At 71.7% G+C, this 24,620-nt stretch carries 23 protein-coding genes; 10 read left to right on the plus strand and 13 right to left on the minus strand.

All coding sequences use genetic code 11. From position 1 onward, the window contains the following. Positions 1 to 15 precede the first annotated feature (15 nt). From LG395_RS28945 to LG395_RS28955, 3 genes are read left to right on the plus strand one after another with little or no spacing between them, the layout of a single operon-like run. Positions 16 to 1,320, plus strand: a complete 1,305-nt coding sequence (locus LG395_RS28945) for an extracellular solute-binding protein (RefSeq protein WP_225811737.1) — start codon at positions 16 to 18, stop codon at positions 1,318 to 1,320. Next, positions 1,314 to 2,273, plus strand: a complete 960-nt coding sequence (locus LG395_RS28950; RefSeq protein ID WP_225811738.1) for a carbohydrate ABC transporter permease — start codon at positions 1,314 to 1,316, stop codon at positions 2,271 to 2,273. The genes LG395_RS28945 and LG395_RS28950 overlap by 7 nt, the downstream gene beginning before the upstream one ends. Then, positions 2,270 to 3,157 carry a carbohydrate ABC transporter permease gene (locus tag LG395_RS28955; RefSeq protein ID WP_225811739.1) on the plus strand — a complete coding sequence of 296 codons (888 nt, stop codon included), beginning with the start codon at positions 2,270 to 2,272 and terminating at the stop codon, positions 3,155 to 3,157. The genes LG395_RS28950 and LG395_RS28955 overlap by 4 nt, the downstream gene beginning before the upstream one ends. A gap of 28 nt (positions 3,158 to 3,185) precedes the next feature. On the opposite strand, the gene LG395_RS28960 is transcribed toward LG395_RS28955, so the two are convergent. Together LG395_RS28960 and LG395_RS28965 are read right to left on the minus strand one after the other, a co-directional pair. After that, positions 3,186 to 4,265, minus strand: coding sequence for an ABC transporter substrate-binding protein (locus tag LG395_RS28960; RefSeq protein WP_225811740.1), 1,080 nt, complete (start codon positions 4,263 to 4,265; stop codon positions 3,186 to 3,188). Between the two features lie 59 nt (positions 4,266 to 4,324). Further along, positions 4,325 to 5,764, minus strand: coding sequence for a gamma-aminobutyraldehyde dehydrogenase (locus tag LG395_RS28965; protein ID WP_225811741.1), 1,440 nt, complete (start codon positions 5,762 to 5,764; stop codon positions 4,325 to 4,327). A 170-nt stretch (positions 5,765 to 5,934) separates the two neighbouring features. Between LG395_RS28965 and LG395_RS28970 the strand changes: the two genes are divergently transcribed. The 7 genes from LG395_RS28970 (at position 5,935) to LG395_RS29000 (ending at position 12,643) form a co-directional block, all read left to right on the plus strand. After that, positions 5,935 to 6,456: an Lrp/AsnC family transcriptional regulator gene (locus tag LG395_RS28970; protein ID WP_132788813.1), complete on the plus strand. Its 522-nt coding sequence runs from the start codon at positions 5,935 to 5,937 to the stop codon at positions 6,454 to 6,456. Between the two features lie 19 nt (positions 6,457 to 6,475). Then, a complete protein-coding gene (locus LG395_RS28975) occupies positions 6,476 to 7,840 on the plus strand; it encodes an aspartate aminotransferase family protein (protein ID WP_171152395.1) in 1,365 nt (454 codons plus the stop codon). Between the two features lie 191 nt (positions 7,841 to 8,031). Continuing rightward, positions 8,032 to 8,772, plus strand: coding sequence for an ABC transporter ATP-binding protein (locus LG395_RS28980; protein ID WP_171152396.1), 741 nt, complete (start codon positions 8,032 to 8,034; stop codon positions 8,770 to 8,772). Continuing rightward, positions 8,754 to 10,097 carry a hypothetical protein gene (locus tag LG395_RS28985; protein ID WP_225811742.1) on the plus strand — a complete coding sequence of 448 codons (1,344 nt, stop codon included), beginning with the start codon at positions 8,754 to 8,756 and terminating at the stop codon, positions 10,095 to 10,097. Before LG395_RS28980 ends, LG395_RS28985 begins: the two co-directional genes overlap by 19 nt. A 96-nt stretch (positions 10,098 to 10,193) precedes the next feature. Next, positions 10,194 to 10,601 (plus strand): VOC family protein, encoded by a 408-nt coding sequence (locus LG395_RS28990; RefSeq protein WP_171152399.1) that lies wholly within the window; start codon positions 10,194 to 10,196, stop codon positions 10,599 to 10,601. Between the two features lie 35 nt (positions 10,602 to 10,636). Next, positions 10,637 to 11,761 carry an LOG family protein gene (locus LG395_RS28995; RefSeq protein WP_225811743.1) on the plus strand — a complete coding sequence of 375 codons (1,125 nt, stop codon included), beginning with the start codon at positions 10,637 to 10,639 and terminating at the stop codon, positions 11,759 to 11,761. A gap of 177 nt (positions 11,762 to 11,938) precedes the next feature. Then, on the plus strand, positions 11,939 to 12,643 hold the full coding sequence (locus LG395_RS29000; RefSeq protein ID WP_171152402.1) for an LAETG motif-containing sortase-dependent surface protein: 705 nt from the start codon (positions 11,939 to 11,941) through the stop codon (positions 12,641 to 12,643). A 60-nt stretch (positions 12,644 to 12,703) separates the two neighbouring features. Here LG395_RS29000 and LG395_RS29005 read toward each other — a convergent pair whose 3' ends face one another. The 11 genes from LG395_RS29005 to tsf form a co-directional block, all read right to left on the minus strand. Beyond that, positions 12,704 to 13,501, minus strand: a complete 798-nt coding sequence (locus tag LG395_RS29005) for a maleylpyruvate isomerase family mycothiol-dependent enzyme (RefSeq protein ID WP_225811744.1) — start codon at positions 13,499 to 13,501, stop codon at positions 12,704 to 12,706. A gap of 24 nt (positions 13,502 to 13,525) precedes the next feature. Further along, positions 13,526 to 14,545, minus strand: a complete 1,020-nt coding sequence (locus LG395_RS29010; protein ID WP_225811745.1) for an ABC transporter ATP-binding protein — start codon at positions 14,543 to 14,545, stop codon at positions 13,526 to 13,528. Continuing rightward, positions 14,546 to 16,147: an ABC transporter permease gene (locus LG395_RS29015; RefSeq protein WP_225811807.1), complete on the minus strand. Its 1,602-nt coding sequence runs from the start codon at positions 16,145 to 16,147 to the stop codon at positions 14,546 to 14,548. Between the two features lie 47 nt (positions 16,148 to 16,194). Then, positions 16,195 to 17,268 (minus strand): thiamine ABC transporter substrate-binding protein, encoded by a 1,074-nt coding sequence (locus tag LG395_RS29020; protein WP_225811746.1) that lies wholly within the window; start codon positions 17,266 to 17,268, stop codon positions 16,195 to 16,197. Positions 17,269 to 17,479: 211 nt separating this feature from the next. Further along, the gene (gene rlmN / locus LG395_RS29025; protein WP_171152408.1) at positions 17,480 to 18,586 is read right to left on the minus strand and encodes a dual-specificity RNA methyltransferase RlmN; all 1,107 of its coding nucleotides are present in this window, start codon (positions 18,584 to 18,586) and stop codon (positions 17,480 to 17,482) included. 352 nt (positions 18,587 to 18,938) lie between these two features. Continuing rightward, positions 18,939 to 19,127, minus strand: a complete 189-nt coding sequence (locus tag LG395_RS29030) for a hypothetical protein (RefSeq protein WP_171152409.1) — start codon at positions 19,125 to 19,127, stop codon at positions 18,939 to 18,941. A gap of 41 nt (positions 19,128 to 19,168) precedes the next feature. Then, entirely contained in the window at positions 19,169 to 20,665 is a 1,497-nt protein-coding gene (locus LG395_RS29035; RefSeq protein WP_225811747.1) for a cytochrome P450, read from the minus strand. Between the two features lie 262 nt (positions 20,666 to 20,927). Then, complete coding sequence (locus tag LG395_RS29040) at positions 20,928 to 22,073, minus strand: phosphatidate cytidylyltransferase (protein WP_225811748.1); 1,146 nt, start codon at positions 22,071 to 22,073, stop codon at positions 20,928 to 20,930. Next, complete coding sequence (gene frr, locus LG395_RS29045; protein WP_014675285.1) at positions 22,073 to 22,630, minus strand: ribosome recycling factor; 558 nt, start codon at positions 22,628 to 22,630, stop codon at positions 22,073 to 22,075. The genes LG395_RS29040 and frr overlap by 1 nt, the downstream gene beginning before the upstream one ends. A gap of 175 nt (positions 22,631 to 22,805) precedes the next feature. Continuing rightward, complete coding sequence (gene pyrH / locus LG395_RS29050) at positions 22,806 to 23,564, minus strand: UMP kinase (protein WP_171152412.1); 759 nt, start codon at positions 23,562 to 23,564, stop codon at positions 22,806 to 22,808. 215 nt (positions 23,565 to 23,779) lie between these two features. Further along, on the minus strand, positions 23,780 to 24,616 hold the full coding sequence (tsf, locus tag LG395_RS29055; protein ID WP_103811156.1) for a translation elongation factor Ts: 837 nt from the start codon (positions 24,614 to 24,616) through the stop codon (positions 23,780 to 23,782). Between the last annotated feature and the right edge of the window lie 4 nt (positions 24,617 to 24,620).

Consider the following 24,620-nt stretch of genomic DNA (forward strand, 5'->3'; position numbering starts at 1 on the left):
AGCCGCCGTCACTTCGTGCTCGCGCTCCCTGCGGCCCTGCTCGCCACCGGCTGCGCGGCGCCGCACCGGGGCACCGGGCGGCCCGGTGACCCCATCGTCCTCACCCTGCTCTCCCACTACGCGAGCGGGGAGCTCAAGGAGGCGCTGCGCGGCCCGGTGGACGAGTGGAACGCCACGCACGACCGGGTCAAGGTGCGCACGACGGCGGTGGAGTTCACGGACCTGCTGACCACGTTCATGGTCCGGCAGGCCGCCGGCCAGGGCGCCGACATCCTCCACCCGTACTGCCTGTGGAACGGCCAGCTCGTCCGGGCCGGCGTCCTGCGGCCCGCCCCGGCCGAGCACGCGGAGGAGATCCGACGCGGCTACAGTGCCGCCGCGGTCGGCGCCGCCTCGGTGGGCGGCAGGGTGTACGGCTACCCCACCGAACTCCAGACGTACGCCCTTTACTACAACAAGCGGCTGCTGCGCGCGGCCGGCGTCGACGGCCCGCCGCGCACCTGGCGGGAGCTGGAGGAGACCGCCTACCGCACCACCAGGCGGGACCGGTACGGCAACACGCTCGTCCAGGGGTTCGGGCTGTCGACATACGACGACTCCACCACCGTCGGCCAGACGCTCGCGCTGCTCAACGCCGCCGGCGGAGCGTTCGTCTCGGCGGACGGCAGGAGCACCGGCATCGACTCACCGGCCGGCCGGGCCGTGTTCGGCCTGGAGGACCGCCTCGTCGCCAGGGGGGCGAGCTGTCCGGGTGTCAACGTCTACCGCGCGTTCCCGTCCGGGCAGGTGGCCATGGTGATCAGTGCCGGCTGGTGGACCGGCAGCCTGAGGAGCCAGATGGGCGCGGACTACCGGGATGTCGGCGTCGCGCCGCTGCCCCTGCCCGAGGCGGGCGGCACACGCGCCACGCTCTGCACCGGCTTCATGCTCGGGGTCAACACGGCCAGTCGGCACCCGCGCGAGGCCTGGGAGTTCCTGCGCTGGCTCAATACCGAGCGGACGGCCGCCGGGAAGGGTGCGGTGGCGACCCGGATGAGCGCCCTGCAGGTGTCGGCCGGCTCCCTGACCGGCCGCGCCGACGACATGCGGGCGCTCCTGGGCGCGGGCGGCGGGAAGGGCGCGGCCCGCGATCCGAACCTGCGGCCGTTCCTGGACGCGCTGGCCTACGCGGTGCCGGAGCCGAACGTGCCGGGCGCCCAGCGGGCCAAGTCGCTGCTGCGCACGAACATCGAGGCGCTGTGGACCGGCCGGCGGTCGGTCGAGGAGGCACTGCGCCTGACCCGCCGTCAGGTCGATCAGGAGGTGGCGCGCGCATGGTGAACGCCCTGGTACCCGAGACGGCCGAACGGACCCCCCGGGCCCGGGCCGTCCGGTCCGCCGTCGCCGGCCGCGTCCGCCACCGGCGCCGCCAGACCGTCGTCGCCTACCTCTTCCTGGCGCCGGTGCTGCTGTTCTTCGCGGTCTTCCTGCTCCTGCCGCTCGGGTTCGCGCTGCTGCTGTCGACGTCCCGCTGGTCCGGGTTCGCCCTCGGCGACATCGAGCCGGCCGGCCTCGACAACTTCACCGGCCTGTTCGCGGACGGGTCGACGTTCCTGACGCCGATCCTCACCAACACGCTGCTGTTCGCCCTGGGCACCGTCGCCCTCGCCCTCACGGGCTCGGTGCTCGTCGCTACCTGCATCGACAGGTTGCGGTTCCAGGGAGTGTGGCGCACCCTGTACTTCCTGCCGATCGTCACGACCGTCGTCGCCGTCGGCAACGTGTGGAAGTACATGTACGAGCCGGGCGGTCTGGTCAACGGCGTCCTCAACGCCGTCGGACTGGACTCGGTGGCGTTCCTCGCGGACCCGGACACCGCGCTGCCCTCGGTCGTGGTCGTCCAGGCCTGGGCCTCGCTCGGCTCGGCGGTCCTCGTGCTGACCGCCGGGCTGAAGTCCGTCCCGGAGTCGTACTACGAGGCCGCCGCGCTGGACGGCGCCGGGCCGGTCACCGTCTTCCGGAGGATCACCCTGCCGCTGCTGCGGCCGTCCCTGCTGTTCGTGTGCGTCACCCAGTTCCTCACCGGTCTGCAGTCGTTCGCGCTGATCACCGTGATGACCAGGGGCGGACCGGGGGACGCGACCGACGTGGCCGCGCTGGAGATGTACCGGCTGGCCTTCGGCTACGGCGACTGGGGCACCGCGAGCGCCGCCGCGTTCGTGCTGTTCGCGGTGGTCCTCGCGATCACGCTGGCGCAGTTGTGGTGGTTCCGGCGCACGGGGGAGGACGCGTGACGCGGGGAAGGAGCACCGGCCGCCGTGGCGTGCCGTGGCTGTCGTACCTCGTGGTCGCCACCGGCGCCGTGCTCACGGTGGTGCCGTTCTGCGACATGGTGATGACGTCCTTCAAGGGCCCCGGCGAGGCGGGCACGCTGCCGTACCGCTTCCTGCCCCGGGCGTTCGACCTCGCCAACTACCGGGCGGCGATCCGGCAGTTGGACCTGCCGGCGCTCTTCCGCAACAGCGTGGCCGCCACCGCGCTGATCACCGCTTCCGTGCTGCTCACGTCGTCCCTCGCGGGCTACGCGCTCGCCAAACTGCGCTTCCCCGGCCGGGACTTCGTCTTCCGCCTCGTGCTGGCCACGATGATGTTCCCGCCGTTCCTGTTCTTCGTCCCGCACTTCCTGATCCTGGTGCACTGGCCGCTGGCGGGCGGCAACGACCTGTCCGGGCGCGGCGGCGCCGGCCTGACCGTCAGCATCGCGGCGCTCGCCGTGCCGTTCCTCGTCAACGGCTTCGGGATCTTCCTGACCCGCCAGTTCATGGTCGCGATCCCGGACGAGGTCCTGGAGGCGGCGCGCATCGACGGCGCCGGGGAGTTCGCTGTGTGGTGGCGGATCGTGGTGCCGCAGACCAAGCCGGTCCTGGTCACGCTCGGACTGCTGACCTTCGTCGACGCCTGGAACGAGTACATCTGGGCGCTGCTCGTCTCGACCGCCAACCCGGACGTGATGACCCTGCCCGTCGGCATCCAGCTGCTCCAGGACCACGTCGACCCGGCCCGCACGACGCCCATCGTCATGGCCGGCCTCGTCCTGAGCGTCCTGCCGGTCCTGCTGCTGTTCCTGCTGCTCCAGAAGTACTACGTCAGGGGCGTCATGCTCAGCGGCCTGAAGTGACCCCGCCCCGCCGCCGGCCGGCCACGCGCTAGAAGCCCACGATCCCGTTCCACCGCCGGGTGAACTCCGGGCGTTCCGCGGAGGTGATGTCGCGGGCGACGGCGAGCCGGCGGCGCATGCCGGAGTCCGGGAAGATCAGGGGGTGGCCGGCGAGGGCCGCCGTGTCCTTGTCCTCGGCGGCGGCCAGGACCTCGCGGGCCGCCGGGACCGGGCAGACGTAGTTCACCCAGGCGGCGAGCCGGGCGGCGGCCTCGGGGGCGTAGTAGTAGTCGATCAGGCGCTCGGCGTTGGCCTTGTGGCGGGCCCGGTCGGGGATCATGAGGGAGTCCGACCACAGTTCGGCGCCCTCCTCGGGGACGACGAAGCGGATGTCGGGGTTGTCCGCCTGGAGCTGGATGACGTCGCCGGAGTACGCCTGGCAGGCGAGGACGTCCCCGCTGACCAGGTCCTTGGTGTAGTCGTTGCCGGTGAACCGGCGTATCTGGCCGCGGCGGACCTGCCGCTCCACCTGGTCGCAGGCCCGGTGGAAGTCGTCCGCGGTCCACCGGGTGATGTCCACGCCGTCGCCCTGCATGAGCAGCGCGAACGACTCGTCCAGGCCGGACAGCAGGGTCACGCGGCCCTTGAGGTCCTCGGCCCACAGGTCGGAGACGGCGCGTATCTCGCGGCCGAGCGCACGGCGGTTGTAGGCGATGCCGGTGATGCCGGACTGCCAGGGCACGGTGAACCGGCGGCCCTTGTCGAAGGCGGGCGTGCGCAGCAGCGGGTCCAGGTACCGCGCCACGTTCGGCTGGCGGGCGCGGTCCATCTCCTGGACCCAGCCGAGCCGCACGTACCGGGCGCACATCCAGTCGCTGATGACGATCAGATCGCGGCCGGTAGACCGGTGGCCGGGGTCGTCGTTGTCGGTGTCGATGTACAGCGGCCAGTTCGCCCAGGTCAGCTTGTTGTCGCGGGCGGACTCGTCGGCCACGGCACGGTCACCGGGTGCCACGTACGCCGCGGGCACCCCGCAGCCGGCGAGGGCACCGAGCGCGGCGGTGCCCCCGAGGGCGGCGAGGAGGGAACGGCGGGACAGCGGGGGCCTGCGGGAAGCGGTCTGGAGCACCCCGGAAGCATGCCGTCCCACCGTGTCCACGGACGATCGGCCCCAGCAGCCGTCAGCCGTCAGCCGTCGAGCGACGTCATCACGTGCTTGATGCGCGTGTAGTCCTCGAAGCCGTACGCCGACAGGTCCTTGCCGTAGCCGGACTTCTTGAAGCCGCCGTGCGGCATCTCGGCGACCAGCGGGATGTGGGTGTTGATCCACACGCAGCCGAAGTCGAGCTTCTTGGACATGCGCATCGCGCGGGCGTGGTCCTTGGTCCAGACGGAGGACGCGAGGGCGTACTCCACGCCGTTGGCCCACTCGACGGCCTGCTCCTCGTCGGTGAAGGACTGGACGGTGATGACCGGGCCGAAGACCTCGTTCTGGATGATCTCGTCGTCCTGCTTCAGGCCGGAGACGACGGTCGGGGCGTAGAAGTAGCCCTTGTCGCCGACCCGCTGGCCGCCCGCCTCGACCTTGGCGTGGGCGGGGAGGCGCTCGATGAAGCCGGAGACCTGCTTGAGCTGGTTGGGGTTGTTCAGCGGGCCGAACAGCACGTCCTCGTCGTCCGGCTGGCCGGTCTTCGTCTCGGACGCGGCCTTGGCGAGCGCGGCCACGAACTCGTCGTGGATGGACTCCTGCACGAGGACGCGGGTGGCGGCCGTACAGTCCTGGCCGGCGTTGAAGAAGCCCGCCACGGAGATGTCCTCGACGGCCTTGGCGATGTCGGTGTCCTCGAAGACGACGACCGGAGCCTTGCCGCCCAGCTCCAGGTGGACCCGCTTGAGGTCCTTGGAGGCGGACTCGGCGACGGACATGCCGGCGCGCACGGAACCGGTGATGGAGGCCATGGCCGGGACGTCGTGCTCGACCATCATGCGGCCGGTGTCGCGGTCGCCGCAGATGACGTTGAAGACGCCCTTGGGCAGGATCGAGCCGATGATGTCGGCGATCAGGACGGTGGAGGCCGGGGTGGTGTCCGACGGCTTCAGGACGACCGTGTTGCCGGCGGCGATGGCCGGGGCGAACTTCCACACCGCCATCATCATCGGGTAGTTCCACGGCGCGACCTGCGCGCAGACGCCGACCGGCTCACGGCGGATGATCGAGGTCATCCCGTCCATGTACTCGCCGGCCGAGCGGCCCTCCAGCATCCGGGCCGCGCCCGCGAAGAAGCGGATCTGGTCGACCATCGGCGGGATCTCCTCGGAGCGGGTGAGCCCGACCGGCTTGCCGGTGTTCTCCACCTCGGCCGCGATCAGCTCCTCGGCGCGCTCCTCGAAGGCGTCGGCGATCTTCAGGAGGGCCTTCTGCCGCTCGGCCGGCGTGGTGTCGCGCCAGCCCGGGAAGGCACGGGCGGCGGCCTCCATGGCGGCGTCCACGTCCGCCTGCCCGGACAGCGGCGCGGTGGCGTACGCCTCGCCCGTCGCGGGGTTGACCACCTCGGTGGTCCGTCCGTCGGCGGCGTCCCGGAACTCACCGTCGATGTAGTTGCGCAGACGACGCAGCTCGGTGCTCACTGCCGGCCTCCTGATCTGGTTCAAGCTGTCCGATCTCTGAGACACCCACCCTAGTCGGCGCGCCGACGTTTTCAACACCCCTACCGCGACCAGTTCTGCGAAATCCGCAAGGCGAGGTCTCGCAAACAACGAATTTCATCGATCGGGCCTTGCGAAACTGTCGAGACGTCGTGCACAGTGAGGCCGTGGCCAGTCGAAGCGCAGACCAGAGGGACCCGTCCCGCGAGTCCAGGAACGGCGGCAGTCCCCAGCTGGACGCCGTCTCCCTCGCCATCATCCAGCAGCTCCAGGAGGACGGCCGCCGGCCGTACGCGGCGATCGGCAAGGCCGTCGGCCTGTCCGAGGCGGCTGTGCGGCAGCGCGTGCAGAAGCTGCTGGACCAGGGCGTGATGCAGATCGTCGCCGTCACGGACCCGCTCACCGTGGGCTTCCGCCGGCAGGCGATGGTCGGGATCAACGCCGAGGGCGACGTCGAGAAGATCGCGGACGCGCTGACTGACATGTCGGAAGTCGAGTACGTGGTGATGACCGCGGGCTCGTTCGACATCCTCGCCGAGATCGTCTGCGAGGACGACGACCACCTGCTGGACGTCATCAACAAACGCATCCGGTCCCTGCCCGGAGTGCGCTCCACCGAGAGCTTCGTCTACCTGAAGCTCAAGAAGCAGACCTACATGTGGGGAACCCGATAACCGTGAGGACCCGATAACCGTGAGCAGCAAGGACCTCAGCCGCACCGCGTACGACCACCTGTGGATGCACTTCACCCGCATGTCCTCGTACGAGAACTCCCCCGTCCCGACCATCGTCCGGGGCGAGGGCACCTACATCTACGACGACAAGGGCAAGCGCTACCTCGACGGTCTCGCGGGTCTGTTCGTGGTCCAGGCCGGACACGGCCGCACGGAACTCGCCGAGACCGCCTTCAAGCAGGCCCAGGAGCTCGCCTTCTTCCCGGTGTGGTCCTACGCCCACCCCAAGGCCGTCGAGCTGGCCGAGCGCCTCGCCGACTACGCCCCGGGCGACCTGAACAAGGTCTTCTTCACCACCGGCGGCGGCGAGGCCGTCGAGACCGCCTGGAAGCTCGCCAAGCAGTACTTCAAGCTCCAGGGCAAGCCGACCAAGTACAAGGTCATCTCCCGCGCGGTCGCCTACCACGGCACCCCGCAGGGCGCCCTGTCGATCACCGGCCTGCCGGCCCTGAAGGCCCCCTTCGAGCCGCTCGTCCCGGGCGCGCACAAGGTGCCGAACACCAACATCTACCGCGCCCCGATCCACGGTGACGACCCGGAGGCCTTCGGCCGCTGGGCCGCCGACCAGATCGAGCAGCAGATCCTCTTCGAGGGCCCGGAGACCGTCGCCGCGGTCTTCCTGGAGCCGGTGCAGAACGCCGGCGGCTGCTTCCCGCCGCCGCCCGGCTACTTCCAGCGCGTGCGCGAGATCTGCGACCAGTACGACGTGCTGCTCGTGTCGGACGAGGTCATCTGTGCCTTCGGCCGCCTCGGCACGATGTTCGCCTGCGACAAGTTCGGCTACGTCCCGGACATGATCACCTGCGCCAAGGGCATGACCTCGGGCTACTCCCCGATCGGCGCGTGCATCGTCTCCGACCGGATCGCCGAGCCGTTCTACAAGGGCGACAACACCTTCCTGCACGGCTACACCTTCGGCGGCCACCCCGTCTCGGCCGCGGTGGGCCTCGCCAACCTCGACCTGTTCGAGCGCGAGAACCTCACCCAGCACGTGCTGGACAACGAGGGCGCCTTCCTGCGGACCCTGCAGAAGCTGCACGACCTGCCCATCGTCGGCGACGTCCGCGGCAACGGCTTCTTCTACGGCATCGAGCTGGTGAAGGACAAGAACACCAAGGAGTCCTTCAACGAGGAGGAGACCGAGCGCGTCCTGTACGGCTTCCTCTCCAAGGCGCTGTTCGACAACGGCCTGTACTGCCGTGCCGACGACCGCGGCGACCCGGTCGTCCAGCTCGCCCCGCCGCTGATCTCCGACCAGGGGACCTTCGACGAGATCGAGCAGATCCTGCGGGCCACCCTCACGGAGGCGTGGACCAAGCTCTGATCATCCGACAGGATGACCGAACCCGGCCCCGGTGCCCTCCGTTCGAGTGAGAACGGCGGCCCGGGGCCGTGTGCCGTCCGGGCTCCCGTCCGGGACCTGCCTAGCGTGCCAGTGACCGATCGGCCCTGCCTTCGTTCCCCCGGACGGGGGAACAGGCACGGGAAAACGGATCTGAACCGAGGTGTACGCCCATGGAGGCTCCGCCGGACAACGACGTGCTCTGGGCACGCTCCCTGCACTTCAGCCACCGCGACGGCTCCCCCGGACTCGCCGGGATCTCGCTCGGCGTACGGCAGGGCGAGATCCTCGCCGTCAGCGGCCCCCGCGGCAGCGGCAAGACGACCCTGCTGCGCTGCCTGTCCGGCCTGGAGCCGGTGCGGTGCGGCGAGGTCTGGTTCAACAGCTCCCCCGTGCACACGCTCGGCCCGATGGCCCGCGAACGGCTGCGCCGGGACCGCTTCGGCTGGATCGACCCGGAGCCGTTCCTCGTCCCCGAGCTGAACGTCTGGGAGAACGCCGCGCTCCCGCTGATGCTGCGCGGCGCCGGGCGCCGCCGGGCCAAGGTGGCCGCGCTGGAGTGGCTGGAGCGGCTGGACGTCGGCGAGAAGGCCCGCAGCCGCCCCCGCGACCTCCAGCACGCCGAACGCCAGCGCGTCGCCATCGCCCGCGCGCTCGCCCACGGGCCCACGGTCCTCTTCGCCGACGAGCCCACGGCCCCGCTGCACCGCGCCGACCGCGCCCACGTCCTGCGCACGCTCACCGCGGCTGCCCGCTCGCACGGCATCACGGTCGTCCTCGCCACCCACGACGCCGAGACCGCCGCCCTCGCCGACCGTACGGTGGCCCTGCTGGACGGGCGGCGCGTGCACACCGTGCACCTGCCGGACAGCCCCGACACGGAAGGCCGGGCCGCGTGCTCGCTCTCCGCCTGACCCGTGCCGCCCGGCCCGCCGTCCAGCTGCGCCGCCTGCTGGTGGCCGCGGCCTCGGCGGGCACCGGTTTCCTGCTGCTGTCCTGCCTCGCGCACGCCCTGGGGCACCCGGAGGCCGCGAGCGCCTCCGCGCAGCGCCTGGCCTGGTGCGCGGTGCCGCTCGCCGCCACGGTGTACCTCGCGCTCGCGGTCGCCCGCACCGACCCCGGCACCCGGCCGCGCCCCGGCCTGTCCGCCGTGGGCCTGGGCCCGGCCCGCCTCATGGCCGTCTCCGCGCTGACGACGGCCCTGTCCTGCACCCTGGGCTCACTGCTGGCCCTGCTGGTCTTCCTGCACCTGCGCGGCGACCTGACGGGCATGCCGTTCGACGGCGCGGCCGCGGGCATGCTGGCGTCGGACCGCTCCCTCCCCCTCCCGGCGGCCCTGACCCTCCTCGCCGTGCTCCCGGCCACGGCGACGACGGCGGTGGCCCTGGCCCTGCGCCCGAGGGATCCGGTCCCGCCGCCCCGGACCGTCCGGGGTTTCGGCCGCTTCGGCGCGTACGGGGGGTCGCCGAGGAAGGAGACGTTCGGAGCGGCGGGACGCTTCAGGGGAGGGGCGGCACAGCCGAAGGCGCCGGCCCCGGCGGATCCGCGTCCGACGGGCGGTCGTGCCGCCGGGACGACGGTCGCGGACGGCGACGCGCCGGCGCCGGGTACCGGAGCCGACCCCGAGCCCCCCGCGCCGGCACCGGCACCGGACACCGAGGTCGAGCCCCCGTCCGGCCTGCCCTGGGGCGTGGCCCTCGTCACCGCCGGACTGGCCGTCCAGGCCTATGCCGGCCGCACCGCGCCCGCCCCCGCCCTCGCCGTGCTCCTCGGCTGGCTCCTCACCGCCACCGGTCTCGTGCTGGCCGCCCCCGGCCTCACCCATCTGTGCGGGCGGCTCCTGCAGTCCACCCGCCCGGGCGCGCTGAGGCTGCTCGCCGGCCGGGTCCTCATGGCGGAGGCCGCCCGGATCGGCCGCCCGCTGGGCGTGGTGTGCGCGGTGGCGTCCGCCGGCTACGCCACGACCGCCCTGTACGACGGCACCGGCCCGGCTCCCGCCTCCGGCCCGCTGTCCGCCCTCGGCGTGCTCGTCGTCGCCGGCTCCACGCTCGCCACCCTCCTCACCGCGGCCGTGGAGGCCCGGCAGTGCCGCGCCGAGACCGTCGCCGCGCTGCTCCGGCTCGGCGCGCCCGCCGGGATGCTGCGCGGTGCCGCCGTCCTCCGCGCGGCCGCCCTGCTGGCCCTGTTCGGCCCGCTCACCCTGGGGATCGCCGCGCTCTCGGCGCTGCCGCTCCGCTGAGAAGAAGTCCGGCGGTCACCGATGAGTCCGGTGCGGGCCGCCGGTCTACCCACCGAACGCGACGAACCGCGCACCACCCGGACGGGAGAGGCCCGCATGTACCAGCAGATGATCTTCGTGAACCTGCCCGTGAACGACCTGGACGCCTCGAAGAAGTTCTTCACGGAACTCGGCTACTCGATCAACCCGCAGTTCAGTGACGACAAGGCGGCCTCCGTGGTGATCAGCGACAGCATCGTCGCGATGCTGCTGACCAAGCCGTTCTACGCGACCTTCACCAAGAAGGAGATCGCCGACGCGACGACGACCAGCGAGGTGCTGCTCTGTCTGAGCGCCGAGAGCCGCGAGAAGGTGGACGAGCTGGTCGACAGGGCCATCGCCGCCGGCGGCACGGCGAGCGGCCAGACCCAGGACCACGGCTTCATGTACGGCCGCGCCTTCGACGACCTCGACGGCCACACCTGGGAGGTCGTGTGGATGGACCCGGCGGCCGTCCAGGGCTGATCCCGCGGCCCGAACATCCGTGCCAGCATGGGCGGGTGCAACCGACACCCGCCCAGCCGCACCGCGCCGCCCACGACCGCGAGATAGAGTCGCTCGCCGAGTTCGACGAGGCCGTCGCCGAGCACGGCTCACTCGCCCGGTTCCGGGTCCAGGCCGTCGACCTGACGAGCCGTACGGACGTCCTGCTCCGCCTCGACACCACGGGAGCCGTCTTCCTCGGCTGCCCGATGGACCCGGAGGCCGCCGCCCGTGTCCGGGCGTCCGGGGCCCTGGTGTTCCCGCCGGTGCCCGGGCTCCCGTTCGACCCGTACCGCGCCTTCGTCTACACGCCCGGCGAACTGTTCGAGTCGCTGGACACGGGGTACGAGGTGACGCCGGACGCCCGCGCCTACGCCTGGTTCCAGCGCACGAAGGCCGACGGCGACGTCTTCTCCTCGATGCTCCGCGCGATCCACGACGACGCGGTCTCCGACGCCCTGGACGAACTCCTCGCCGACGCCCGGGTGGTGGGCGTCATGGGCGGCCACGCGATGGCCCGTGGGACCGACGCGTACGCCGGTGCCGCCCGGCTCGGCCGCGAACTCGCCCGCGCCGGCTACACGGTCGCCACCGGCGGCGGACCGGGCGCGATGGAGGCCGCGAACCTGGGCGCCTACGCCGCCCCGTTCGCCGACGGCATGCTGGACGACGCGCTCCGGCTGCTGGCCAAGGCGCCCTCGTTCCGGCCGTCGGTCAGCGAGTGGGCGCGCGCCGCGTTCGAGGTGCGCGAGCGCTGGCCGGGCGGCGGGGACTCGGTGGGCATCCCCACCTGGTTCTACGGCCACGAGCCGCCGAACGCCTTCGCCGCGCACATCGCCAAGTACTTCGCCAACGCCACCCGCGAGGACGGCCTGCTGGCCCGCTCCACCGCCGGGGTGGTCTTCCTGCCGGGCGCCGCCGGGACCGTGCAGGAGGTCTTCGACAACGCGACGCCCAACTACTACGAGTCGCGCGGCGAGCCGACCCCGATGGTGCTCGTGGACGGCGGGCACTGGACGCGGGAGCTGCCGGTCTGGCCGCTGCTCCGGTCGCTGGCGCGGGGGCGGGCCATGGAGTCCCGTATCGCCCTCGTTGACCGGATCGAGCAGGCTCCGGACGCGCTCAAACGTCTGGGCGGTTAATAAGCAGGCAAAGTCAACGACCGTTGACGGCCTGCGCGTTGACACTTCTTATGGAGCGCTTATAAACCTGGGAGCCTCCCGGGGTTGCTGGGGCCTCAGCTGTCCGTCGTCTCGTCCGACGCCCCAACTCCCCCGTCACCCCCCGCAATTGCACTCCGTAAAGGACAAACGTTGTCCATGACTCTCCGCGGCGTACGCCGTTCCGCACACGTTCTGGGTGTCGCCTCCGGGTCGGCGGCGCTGGTGCTCGGACTGGCCGGCTCCGCTCTCGCGTGCAACATCAAGGACTTCTCCGCCGAAGCCAAGTGCGACGGTGACAAGGGCGTCATCGTCGTCACCGACACGGACGCGTCCGCCAAGGACGCCACCGTCAGCGTCTTCCTCAAGGGCGTCGGCGGTGTCGAGACGAAGGTCGGCGAGCAGCCGGTCACGGGGTCCAAGGAGGGTGCCCGGATCACCTTCTCCGAGGACTGGAAGCCGAGCGCCACCTACCGGATCCACGTCAAGGCCGGGAACATCGTCGACGAGGACGTCCAGCCGGACCTGGTGACCCCGTCCACCGCCTGCAAGGCCGAGAGCGAGAGCCCGAAGCCGACGGCCAGCGCGACCCCGTCGCCCGCGTCGTCGCCGTCGTCGTCGCCGAGCGAGTCCGCCCCGGCCCAGCCGGCCACGCCGGCTCCGTCGGCCTCCGAGTCGAGCTCCGCCCCGGCCGGCACCTCCCAGAACGCGCCGTCCCCGGCCGCCGGCGAGTCCAACCTCGCCGAGACCGGTGCGAACTCCAACACCGGTCTGATAGCCGGCGTCGCGGCGCTCCTGGTCGTCGCCGGCGGTGGCGCCGTCTGGTTCGGCATGCGCCGCCGCGGGGCGAGCCGCAACGGCTGACCGCGCCTCGGTACCGCATCCGGCCCGTCCCCCGCACCCAGGGGGGCGGGCCGGGTCGCGTCAGCCGAACGAGGTCCGCTCCAGCCAGAACTCCAGCACCTCGCGGTCGCCGAGCACCTCCAGGCCGGTCGTGTCCGGCGGCAGCCGGCGGTAGAAGGCGAGCAGCACCTCGGTGAGCGGGCCGCGCAGGGCGACCGTCGCCTTCTCGTGCCCGCGCCGCCAGCTCATCCCCTCCTCGCCCAGCTCGACGAGCCACTCGGCGTCCAGGGCCGGGTCGGTGTCGGTGGCGTGCAGATGGATCGAGCGCCGCGGGCCGCGCAGGTCCCGCGCCGTCTCGCGGGGCGTGTTGCCCTGCACCCACTCCACGAGCTGGAGCCACTCGTCCAGCGCGTCCGCCGCGATGTCCGGCGCCACCTCGTAGGGCAGCCCGGCGGCGAGCGTGGCGTCGGCCCGGTGCACGGTGATCTCGCAGGTCATACGGCGGGCCCAGAAACCGGCGTTCAGCACCCCGGACCACGCCCACACCTTGGTGTGGGGGCCGGCCTCGCGCAGCGCGCCGACGACCAGCTCACCGGTGTCGGCGAGCCACCGGTCCAGGGCCACCGCGTCCCCGCGCTCGCGCGGACCGGCGCCCAACGGCACCTTTTCCCAGGGGATGTTCTCCTGCGCCCGGGCGCGCACCAGGGTGTCCACCCAGCGCAGGGCGCCCCCCATATGGCGTACGAGGTCTTCCAGCGACCAGTCGGGGCAGGTGGGGACGGTGGCGGACAGGTCGGCGCCCGAGGTCACCACTGCCCTCAACTGCTCGACCTGCTGGGCGATCTCGTCACAGTAGCGGTCATGCGTGAGCCAAGGCATGGCCTCACCCTAGGGTCGCGTCGATCAGTCGAGCACGACCGTTTCGGCCACGTCGAACTCCACGCCGACCGACGCGCCGGGCTCCGGCGCGTCCCGGAGCGGGCAGGCCGCCTCCACCCGGGGGCCGTCCGCCGGCTGGAGGTGGACGGCCACATGGGTGCCCTTGAAGGTGCGGGCGGTCACCGTGCACGCCAGGCCCTGGTCGGCGGACACGAGCCGGACGCCGGCCGGGCGGACGAGGACCGTGCGGCGGCCCTGCGCGGACCCGTCGGGGACCGGCAGCTTGCCCCACGGGCTGTCGGCGGCCGTGCCGGCGACGGTCGCCGGGACCACGTTCTCGAAGCCGAGGAAGCGGGCCACGAACGCGTCGGCGGGCCGCTGCCACACCTCGAGCGGCGTCCCGGACTGGGCGATCCGCCCGTCCCGCATCACCACCACCCGGTCGGCCAGCGCGAACGCCTCCGACTGGTCGTGGGTCACGGCGAGCACGGTCGTCCCCAACCGGCCGAACAGCTCGCGCAGTTCGACCACCAGCCGCTCCCGCAGCGACCGGTCCAGCTGGCCCAGCGGCTCGTCCAGCATCAGCAGCCGCGGCCGGGGCGCGAGCGCCCGGGCGAGGGCCACGCGCTGCTGCTCCCCGCCGGACAGCGAGGCCACCGCCCGCCGGGCGGCGCCGGGCAGCCCGACCAGCCCCAGCAACCGGCTCACCTCGGCGTCCCGTTCGCCCTTGGCGACGCCGTGCATGCGCAGACCGAACGCCACGTTCGCGCCGACGTCCCGCTGCGGGAACAACTGGTGGTCCTGGAACATCAGTCCGACACCCCGCCGGTGCGCGGGTACGCCCGCCTGGTCCCGTCCCCCGAGCACGACGCGACCGCCGGACAGAGGCTGGAGCCCGGCCACGGCCCGCAGCAGGGTGGACTTGCCGCTGCCGCTGGGGCCGAGGACGCACACCACCTCGTGTTCGGCGACATCGAGGGCGACGGCGTCGAGCACGGCCCGCCCGCCGAAGCGCACGGTCGCTTCATCCAGGCTCAGCAGCATCTAGAACTCCCCCGTCCGGTCGGTCCGCAGCCGCTCCAGGACGAGCAGCGCGGCGGCGCACACCACCATGAGAATCGTCGAAAGGGCCATCGCCTGGCCGTAGTTGAGTTCGCCGGGACGGCTGAGCAGCCGGGCCACCGCGACCGGGAGGGTCGGGTTGTCGGGCCGGGCGATGAACACGGTGGCCCCGAACTCGCCCAGCGACACGGCGAACGCGAACCCGGACGCGACCAGCAGCGCCCGCCTCACCAGCGGCAGATCCACCTCCCGCCACACCCGCCAGGGCGAGGCGCCGAGCACGGCCGCCGCCTCCCTGAGCCGGACGTCCACCGCGCGCAGCACGGGCAGCATGGTCCGTACGACGAACGGGGCGCCGACCAGCGCCTGGGCGAGCGGCACCAGGATCCAGGACTGGCGCAGGTCCAGCGGCGGTCTGTCGAGGGCGATCAGGAAGCCGAAGCCGACGGTCACGGCGGAGACGCCGAGCGGCAGCATCAACAGCGCGTCGAAGCCCCGCACCAGCCGTCCCGCGTCCCGCCGGGCCAGCGCGGCGGCGGCGAGAGCGCCGATCACCACGGCGATGGCGGTGGCCGCGACCGCGTACTGCAGCGAGGTCCACACCGCGTGCACGGGCGCCACCAGGAACGTACCGCCGTCCGCGCGGGTCAGCGCCCGGTAGTAGCCGAGACCGGGCGCGTCCAGGGAGCGGCGGACGAGGACGGCGAGCGGCAGGACCAGCAGCAGCGCGACGACGACGAGGACCGAGGCGAGCAGGGTCCACTGTCCGGCGCCGCGCGGACGCCGGGCCGTCACCGTCGGGTCCACGAGCCGCAGCGCGGTCTCCCGGCGCCGTACCGTCCAGGCGTGCACGGCGAGGACGGCGCCGACCGCCGCGAACTGGACCAGGGTGAGGACGGCGGCCGTGGACAGGTCGAAGACCTCGGAGGTCTGCCGGTAGATCTCCACTTCGAGGGTGGAGAAGGTGGGGCCGCCGAGGATCTGCACCACACCGAAGGAGGTGAAGGTGAACAGGAACACCATCAGGGCGGCGGCGGCCACGGCGGGCGCGAGCGCGGGCAGGGTCACCCTGCGCCAGGCCGTCAGCGGGGAGGCGCCCAGCATCCGGGCGGCCTCCTCCTGCCGGGGGTCGAGCTGCGCCCACAGGCCGCCCACGGTCCGCACGACGACCGCGAAGTTGAAGAAGACATGGGCCAGCAGGATCGCCCACACCGTGGTGTCCAGCCGTACCCCCGACAGCTCGTCCAGCAGCCCGCCCCGGCCGAGCAGTGCCAGGAAGGCGCTTCCCGCGACGACGGTGGGCAGCACGAACGGGACGGTGACGACGGCCCGCAGCAGCTGCTTGCCCGGGAAGTCGAGGCGGGCGAAGACGTAGCCGGCGGGCAGGGCGAGCAGCAGGGTGAGCGCGGTGGAGGCGAGCGCCTGCCAGGTGGTGAACCACAGCACGTGCCGGATGTCCGGCCGGGTGACGACGTCCGCGATCCGGCCGAGGTGCCAGGCACCGTCCGTCTCCAGCCCGCGCGCGACGATCGCGGCCACGGGCCAGGCGAAGAACAGCGCGAAGAACGCGACGGGCAGGGCCATCAGGCCGAGCCGCACCGCGCTCCCGCGCCTGTCCCTCACACGGGCGGTCACCTCAGTACGAGTGACGTCCACGACTTGACCCACTGGTCGCGGTTGGCGGCGATCCTGTCCGGGGCCAGGGTCGCGGGATCCTTGGCGGCCGGCCCGTACTTCGTGAAGTCGGCGGGGACGGCCGCCCCCTGTACGACCGGGTAGACGAACATGTTCAGCGGCATGTCCTGCTGGAACTTCTTGGTCAGCAGGAAGTCGAGGAACGCCTTGCCGCCCTTGGTGTTCTTCGCGTGGCTCAGCAGCCCGGCGTACTCGGTCTGCCGGAAGCAGGTGCCGTACGACACCCCGGTCGGGGCGGTGGCGGGCCGTTTCTTGGCGTAGATCACCTCGGCGGGCGGGGAGGAGGCGTACGACACCACCAGCGGCCGGTCGCCACCCGCCTTCTTCCCCTCGGAGGAACCGGAGAACTCCTGGTAGTAGGCCTGCTCCCAGCCGTCGACGACCTTGACGCCGTTGGCCTTGAGCTTCTTCCAGTACTCCTGCCAGCCGTCGTCCCCGAACCGCGCGGCGCTGCCGAGCAGGAAGCCGAGGCCCGGCGAGGAGGTGGCCGCGTTCTCGGTGACGAGGAGGTTCCTGTACGCGGGCTCGGCGAGGTCGGCGAAGGACTGCGGCGGGGTCAGCTTGTGCGCGCTGAACCAGGCCTTGTCGTAGTTGACGCAGATGTCGCCGGTGTCGACGGGCGTGACGCGGTGCTTGTCCTGGTCGACGCGGAACTCGGGCCGGACCGTGTCGTAGCCCTTGGCCCGGTACGGCTGGAACAGCCCGTTGTCGAGGGCTCGGGAGAGCAGGGTGTTGTCGACGCCGAAGAAGACGTCGCCCTGTGGGTTGTCCTTGGTCAGCACGGCCTTGTTGACGGCCTGTCCGGCGTCGCCGTCCTTGAGGACCCTGACCTTGTACCCGGACTGCTTCTCGAAGTCCTTCAGCACGTTCTTGGAGACGGCCCACGAGTCGTGGCTGACGAGCGTCACGGTCTTGGAATCCGCGGCCGGTCCGCTCGTGCCGGAACCGCACGCGGACAGGCCGACCAGGCCGAGCCCGACCGCCACGGCCACGAAGGTCTTGTGGTGCACTGGATGTCCTCCTGGGGTTGGCCAGGAAGAGGCGCGGCCCCGCCCGGGCTCCGCTGGGGAGACCCGGACGGGGCGCAACAGCTTGAGTGATGACCGAACTTCCTACCCAGAATGACCTGGGCGAGGTTCAGAGGGTCTGCGGCCCGGTGCCGCACTCTCAGCGCTGTGGCGCTCCCCTGTCGGAATATGAAGATATGTGGACGGGGTCAGGTTACCGCTCGGTGGCCGCGAGCTGACCGCAGGCCCCGTCGATCTCCTGTCCGCGGGTGTCCCGGACGGTGACGGGCACCCCGTGCGCGGCGATGGCCTCTACGAACGCCTTCTCGTCCTCCGGCCGCGACGCGGTCCACTTCGACCCCGGCGTCGGGTTCAGCGGGATGAGGTTGACGTGCACGGGCTTGCCCTTCAGCAGCCGCCCGAGCCTGTCGCCCCGCCACGCCTGGTCGTTGATGTCACGGATGAGCGCGTACTCGATGGACAGCCGGCGCCCGGACTTCTCGGTGTACTCGAACCCGGCGTCCAGGACCTCGCGCACCTTCCACCGCGTGTTCACGGGGACGAGGGTGTCGCGCAGCTCGTCGTCGGGGGCGTGCAGGGAGATCGCGAGCCGGCACTTCAGTCCCTCGTCGGCGAACCGGTGGATGGCCGGCACGAGCCCGACGGTGGAGACGGTGATCCCGCGCTGCGAGAGGCCGAGCCCGTCCGGAGCGGGGTCGGTGAGCGCCCGGATGGCGCCGACGACCCGCTTGTAGTTGGCGAGGGGCTCGCCCATCCCCATGAAGACGATGTTGGACAGCCGCGCGGGCCCACCGGGCACCTCACCGTCCCGCAGCGCCCGCATGCCGTCCACGATCTGGTGGACGATCTCCGCGGTGGACAGGTTCCGGTCCAGCCCGGCCTGCCCGGTCGCACAGAACGGGCAGTTCATACCGCACCCGGCCTGCGAGCTGATGCACATGGTGACCCGGTCCGGGTACCGCATGAGCACGGACTCGACCAGCGTCCCGTCGAACAGCCGCCACAGCGTCTTGCGCGTGGTCCCCTCATCGGTGGACAGGTGCCGGACGACGGTCATCAGCTCCGGGAACAGCGCTTCCTGAAGCTTGGCGCGGGAACCGGCGGGGATGTCGGTCCACTGCTCCGGGTCGTGCGCGTACCGCGCGAAGTAGTGCTGCGAGAGCTGCTTGGCACGGAACGGCTTCTCTCCGATCCCGGCCACGGCGTCCTTGCGCTCGGCGGGCGTGAGGTCGGCGAGATGCCGCGGCGGCTTCTTGGCTCCGCGCGGCGCGACGAAAGTGAGTTCTCCGGGCTTGGGCATGGTGCATCCAGTGTCGCAGATCCAATCGGGTGGCCTGCCCGGGCCAATCGACCACGCGCCGACGCTCCGGGTGCATGCGCACCTGACGCCGTTCAGTCAGGAGCGCAAGCGGAAGGCTGGGGACCGCGTGTTCCTGCCGGTACCGCCGGGCACGCGCGAGGAATGACCCCTTACTACGCGGCATCGGTTGAACTGGCAGAGCGCTGGCAAGGCCCTCCGTGGCTCAGATGGGCCTTCCTGGTCGTGTGGGTGCTCTGCGGAGTGTTCGTCCTCTTCAAGCTGCGCCGGAACGGGTGGAAGTTCCCCCGACGGCGCTGAGTTCCCCCGACGGCGCTGAGGCGGCCCGTTGTCGTCAGTCGCCGTCGGCGTCGCCGTTGAGGCCTCGTCTGCGGCTCTTCTGGGCGGTGCTCAGCAGTTCGCCCGCGCCGCGTGTGAGGGCCGCCACGATCCGGACCCAGCGCGGGCCGCCGCGCTCCGCCCAGACCACGCAGACGCAGCCGCCGACGGCGAGGGCCAGGACGCCGAGCAGGAGCAGGATCATGTTTCCCCCTTGTGTTCCCCCGTACCTTGCCACGCGACGTCTCACCACGTCACGGGCAGGGTCCTCGGCCCGCGGATCAGCCCCTGCGTCTGGAACCCGACGTCCTCGGGCGGCACGGCCAGGCGGATGCCGGGGAAGCGGGCGAGCACGGCGCCGATCATGACCTCGGCCTCCATGCGGGCCATGACGGCGGCCAGGCAGTGGTGCGGGCCGTGCCCGAAGGCCACGTGGGCGAGGCCGGCGCGGTCGAAGTCCAGGGCGTCCGGGTCGGGGAAGACCGCGGGGTCGCGGTTGGCGGCGAGATAGGCGTTGTAGACGACGTCACCGGCCCGTATCAGCCGGCCGCCGACCTCCACGTCCTCCGTGGCGATGCGCGGGATGCCGACGCCGTTGCGGTGCGGGACGTAGCGGAACAGTTCCTCCACGGCCCGGGGCAGCAGCTCCGGCTCCCGGCGCAGCCGGTCCAGGTGCCCCGGGTGGGTGAGCAGCGCGTACATCATCGAACCGCTGTTGTTGCGGACCGCGTGACCGCCGCTGACCTGGACGGCGATGGCCAGGGACAGCGCCTCGTCGTCGGTGATCTCGCCGGCCTCGGCGGCCCGTGCCAGCACGCCTGCCAGATCGTCTCGGGGGTCCTCTCGGCGCCTGTGGAGCAGTTCGGTGATCCGCGCCCGGGTGATCAGGGCCGCCTCCCTGGCCCGCTCCTCCGCACCCGCTCCCGCGGACAGCAGGGCCTCGCCGGTCGTGGCCCAGCGGTGCCAGTCCTTCTCCTCCACGCCGAGGAAGTCGCGGAGCACGGCGAGCGGGAAGGGGCCGTGCAGGTGTTCCATGAGGTCGGCCGGGGCTCCGGCGCGTTCCATCCCTTCGAGCAGGACGGCGGCCCTGTGCTCCGCGAGCGGACGCAGCCGCCGCATGCTCCGCCCGGTGAACGCGCGGGCGACGACCCGGCGCAGCCGGGTGTGCCGGGGCGGATCCATGTACTGCAGGCCCGCCGTCTGCGAGGCCACCGGCACCGGGCGCATGGTGGTGACGGCTCGGCCGACGACCCGTGCCCGGGAGAAGCGCGGGTCCGAGGTGACGAACCGGACGTCGTCGTACCGCGTGACCAGCCAGGCGCACCCCTCCCCGTACGGGAGCCTGATCCGCGCGACCGGTTCCTCACGCAGCAGCACGTCCAGGAAGGGATCGGGGACGAGCGCGGGCAGATCCTCGACGGGCCAGGACCGGACGGGCGGGGCCGGCGAGCCGGCGACGAGGCCGGGGCCGGGGTTGGCGGAGGCGGGGGCTGGGCCGACGGGTGTGCGAGCGGAGGTCCGGCCGGCGGGGGCTGACGAGAGGCCGGCAGATGCAGCGGCAGAGGCAGGGGCGGCGGACTCGGTAGCGGCCGAGGCGGCGGGCGCGGGGGCGCCCGGCGTACGGGCGGGGTCGGCGGGGGTGGACGCCGGGCCGGCCGGGGCAGGCGGCCGGCCCGGGTCCGGCACCGGATCGGCGGAGGCGGGGGCCGGGTCGTACGGGGTGGGCGTCGGGTCGAGGGGCATCGGCTCACTCCCTGCTGCGTCGCCGGGCGGTGGTGGAACGGCCGTCCTCTGAGGGAGTCTGCCGTGCGCCGGCGCCGGCCGCCGATTCGTGATGCGGCATCCGGGTGCTGTGGAGGGAGGGGCCTGGCACGACCCAGGCCACGGACCGTCGTCATCGCTCCCGGAGCCACCGACAGGTCCGGGTACGGCAACGGCCCCCGCCCTGTTTCCAGGAGGGGGCCGAAGAAGACGTACCGCTACCGCTACCGCTGGCGCCCCCCGCTCACGCGGAGCCGACGAAGATCACCATCAGCAGCCACACCACCGGCGCCGTGGGCAGCAGCGAGTCGAGGCGGTCCATGATGCCGCCGTGCCCGGGGAGCAGGGTGCCCATGTCCTTGATGCCCAGGTCCCGCTTGATCATGGATTCGCCCAGGTCGCCCAGCGTGGCGCTGGCCGCGACCGCGAGGCCCAGCAGCAGGCCCTGCCACCAGCGGCCGCCCTCGATCAGGAACTGCATGCACAGCGCGCCGGCGACCATCGCGAACAGCACCGCGCCCAGCAGCCCCTCGCGGGTCTTGCCGGGGCTGATGCGCGGCGCGAGCTTGTGCTTGCCGAAGCGCCAGCCGACCGCGTAGGCGCCGGTGTCGCTCACGACCGTCAGCAGCAGGAACGTGAGCACCCGCCAGGGACCGTCGTCGGCGGTGAGCATCATCGCGACGAACGTGGCCAGGAACGGCACGTAGAACGCGGCGAAGAGGCCGGCCGTGACGTCCTTGAGGTAGTTCTCCGGCGGCTCCGTCATCCGCCAGACCAGCGCGGCCAGCGCCGTCAGCGCCATGGCGACCCACGCGCCCTCGGCCCCCCGCACGTACCCGGCGACGACCATCGCCGCGCCGCCGACCGCGAGCGGCACCAGCGGCGCCTTGATGCCCTTGCGCTCCTGGAGCCTGCTGGTCAGCTCCCACAGGCCGACGACGACGGCGACCGCGATCACGCCGACGAACACGGCCTTGACGATGAACAGGGACGCGATGATCACCACACCGAGCCCGACGCCGACGCCTATGGCCGCGGTCAGGTCACGGCCCGCGCTCTTCTTCTGCGGCGCTGGCGCCGGCTGCGGGACGTCGGGCATGGGCTCCGGGTTCTGGGTCTCGGCCGGGAGTTCCCGGGCCTGATACGTCTCGTCTCGGAACAAGGGGCCGCTCAGCCGAGCGGCCCCCCGGTCGTCGTCCTGGTCTCCTCCGCCGTACACGGGGGCGTCGGGCACCACGGGCATGGGGCGAGTCTGCTGCGCCTCAGGCGCATCGTATGCGGGACCCGCCGGGCCGGCCCCCGGGGCAGAATGGGCGGGCCCACCTGCGGTGGGTCCCCAGTACCCGGCCTGCCCCGCCGATGGCGGCGCCCCCCAGGAAGAGTCGCTCATCAGACTTCGAGCAGCTCCGCTTCCTTGTGCTTGAGCAGCTCGTCCACCTGGGCGACGTACTTCGCCGTGGTGTCGTCGAGCTCCTTCTCCGCACGACGGCCCTCGTCCTCGCCGACCTCGCCGTCCTTGATCAGCTTGTCGATGGCGTCCTTGGCCTTGCGGCGCACCGAGCGGATCGAGACCTTCGCGTCCTCGCCCTTGCCCTTGGCGACCTTGATGTACTCGCGGCGGCGCTCCTCGGTGAGCTCGGGGAACACCACCCTGATGATGTTGCCGTCGTTGCTGGGGTTGACGCCCAGGTCGGAGTCGCGGATGGCCTGTTCGATGTTGCGCAGAGCGCTCTTGTCGAACGGGGTCACGACCGCCATGCGCGGCTCCGGCACGGAGAACGAGGCCAGCTGGTTGATCGGCGTCGGGGCACCGTAGTAGTCGGCCACGATCTTGTTGAACATCGCCGGGTGCGCACGGCCGGTGCGGATCGCGGCGAAGTCCTCCTTGGCGACCACGACGGCCTTCTCCATCTTCTCCTCGGCTTCGAGGAGGGTCTCTTCGATCACCACTTGCTCCTGCGTGTCTTGAGTAAGGCCCGGCTGCGGTTCCTGAAGTCGGTCGGCGGCCGGCTGCGTCGCGTCTTCTTCCTGCACGGTTCCCGACCGGCAGGACATTGTCCATCCCCCGGCCGGGGTCCGGCCCCCTCACAGGGCCGCACATCACCGGCCGGGTTGGTCCAGGTCAGTCGCGGCTGTCCTGGTCACCCACCAGCGTGCCGATCTTCTCACCCTTGACGGCGCGGGCGATATTGCCCTCCGCGAGGAGCTCGAAGACGAGGATCGGGAGCTTGTTGTCGCGGCACAGCGTGATGGCGGTGGCGTCGGCGACCTTCAGGTCGCGGGTGATGACCTCGCCGTAGCCGAGGGCGTCGAACTTGACGGCGTCGGGGTTGGTCTTGGGGTCGGAGTCGTAGACCCCGTCCACGCCGTTCTTGCCCATGAGCAGCGCCTCGGCGTCGATCTCCAGGGCGCGCTGGGCGGCGGTGGTGTCGGTGGAGAAGTAGGGCATGCCCATACCGGCGCCGAAGATGACCACGCGCCCCTTCTCCAGGTGGCGCACGGCACGCAGCGGGATGTACGGCTCGGCGACCTGGCCCATCGTGATGGCCGTCTGCACGCGGGACTGGATGCCCTCCTTCTCCAGGAAGTCCTGGAGGGCGAGGCAGTTCATCACGGTGCCGAGCATGCCCATGTAGTCGGAGCGGGCGCGGTCCATGCCGCGCTGCTGGAGTTCGGCGCCGCGGAAGAAGTTGCCGCCGCCGATGACGACCGCGATCTGGGCGCCGTCGCGCACGACGGCCGCGATCTCACGGGCGATCTTGTGCACCACGTCCGGGTCGACGCCCAGTCCCCCGCCACCGGAGAAGGCCTCTCCGGACAGCTTCAGCAGAAACCGGCCGCGTACTTTGCCGTCGTCGCTCTTCTGGGCCTTGGTGGTCATGGGGATCCCAACTCTTTCACGTGTTGCACATACGAAGAAGGCCATTGCCGATGGGGTTGCTTTTCGCTCCCATGCGCGGCAATGGCCTCCTCGTCAGATCTGCTGCCGTCCGCCCCACGCCGGGGTGTGGCGGTGTGCGCGGACGACTGCGGTCGACCCTATCGGGATTTCCTCGTGGATTTCTCCGGGGGTCGCGCGTCGATCGCGGTACGGACTCAGATGCCGACCTTGATGCGCGAGAAGCGCTTCAGGGTGACACCGGCCTCGTCCAGCACCTTCTGGACCGACTTCTTGTTGTCGAGCGCGTACGGCTGGCCGAGCAGCGTGGCGTCCTTGAAGAAGCCGTTGAGACGACCCTCGACGATCTTGCCGATCGCGGCCTCGGGCTTGCCCTCGGCGCGGGTGGTCTCCTCGGCGATGCGGCGCTCGGACTCGACGACGTCGGCCGGCACGTCCTCCTTGGAGAGGTACTTCGGCGCGAAGGCGGCGATGTGCTGGGCGACGCCCTTGGCGACCTCGGCGTTCGGCTTGTCGAGCTCGACCAGGACACCGATCTGCGGGGGCAGGTCGGGCATGGTGCGGTGCATGTAGGCGGTGACGTAGCCGTCGGAGAACTGCGCGAAGCGGTCCAGGACGATCTTCTCGCCGAGGTTGGCGTTGGCCTCGTCCACGTACGCCTGGACGGTCTTGCCGGGCTCGATCTCGGAGGCCAGCAGGGCCTGGAGGTCGGCCGGGTTCGTCTTGGCGACGTGCTCGGCGATGGCGTTGGCCACGGCCTGGAACTTCTCGCCCTTGGCGACGAAGTCCGTCTCGCACTTCAGCTCGACCAGGACACCGGAGGAGTTGTCGTCGGCGATGATGGAGACCACGGCGCCGTTCTCGGCGGAGCGGCCCTCGCGCTTGGCGACGCCCTTCTGGCCCTTGATGCGCAGCGCCTCGACGGCCTTCTCGACGTTGCCCTCGGCCTCGTCCAGCGCCTTCTTGCAGTCCATCATGCCGGCGCCGGTCAGCTCACGGAGCTTCTTGACGTCGGCGGCGGTGTAGTTCGCCATGAGT

This window comes from Streptomyces spinosus (assembly GCF_020400655.1).
GTDB lineage: Bacteria > Actinomycetota > Actinomycetes > Streptomycetales > Streptomycetaceae > Streptomyces > Streptomyces argyrophylli.

What these genes read in the sequence shown, in the direction of transcription:
- LG395_RS28950 (WP_225811738.1), top strand. Translation starts at nt 1,314, where the DNA reads ATGGTGAACGCCCTGGTACCCGAGACGGCCGAACGGACCCCCCGGGCC.
- LG395_RS28980 (WP_171152396.1), top strand. Translation starts at nt 8,032, where the DNA reads ATGGAGGCTCCGCCGGACAACGACGTGCTCTGGGCACGCTCCCTGCAC.
- LG395_RS28990 (WP_171152399.1), top strand. Translation starts at nt 10,194, where the DNA reads ATGTACCAGCAGATGATCTTCGTGAACCTGCCCGTGAACGACCTGGAC.
- LG395_RS29000 (WP_171152402.1), top strand. Translation starts at nt 11,939, where the DNA reads ATGACTCTCCGCGGCGTACGCCGTTCCGCACACGTTCTGGGTGTCGCC.
- LG395_RS29005 (WP_225811744.1), bottom strand. Translation starts at nt 13,501, where the DNA reads ATGCCTTGGCTCACGCATGACCGCTACTGTGACGAGATCGCCCAGCAG.
- LG395_RS29010 (WP_225811745.1), bottom strand. Translation starts at nt 14,545, where the DNA reads ATGCTGCTGAGCCTGGATGAAGCGACCGTGCGCTTCGGCGGGCGGGCC.
- LG395_RS29015 (WP_225811807.1), bottom strand. Translation starts at nt 16,147, where the DNA reads ATGGCCCTGCCCGTCGCGTTCTTCGCGCTGTTCTTCGCCTGGCCCGTG.
- rlmN (WP_171152408.1), bottom strand. Translation starts at nt 18,586, where the DNA reads ATGCCCAAGCCCGGAGAACTCACTTTCGTCGCGCCGCGCGGAGCCAAG.
- LG395_RS29030 (WP_171152409.1), bottom strand. Translation starts at nt 19,127, where the DNA reads ATGATCCTGCTCCTGCTCGGCGTCCTGGCCCTCGCCGTCGGCGGCTGC.
- LG395_RS29035 (WP_225811747.1), bottom strand. Translation starts at nt 20,665, where the DNA reads ATGCCCCTCGACCCGACGCCCACCCCGTACGACCCGGCCCCCGCCTCC.
- LG395_RS29040 (WP_225811748.1), bottom strand. Translation starts at nt 22,073, where the DNA reads ATGAGCGACTCTTCCTGGGGGGCGCCGCCATCGGCGGGGCAGGCCGGG.
- pyrH (WP_171152412.1), bottom strand. Translation starts at nt 23,564, where the DNA reads ATGACCACCAAGGCCCAGAAGAGCGACGACGGCAAAGTACGCGGCCGG.
- tsf (WP_103811156.1), bottom strand. Translation starts at nt 24,616, where the DNA reads ATGGCGAACTACACCGCCGCCGACGTCAAGAAGCTCCGTGAGCTGACC.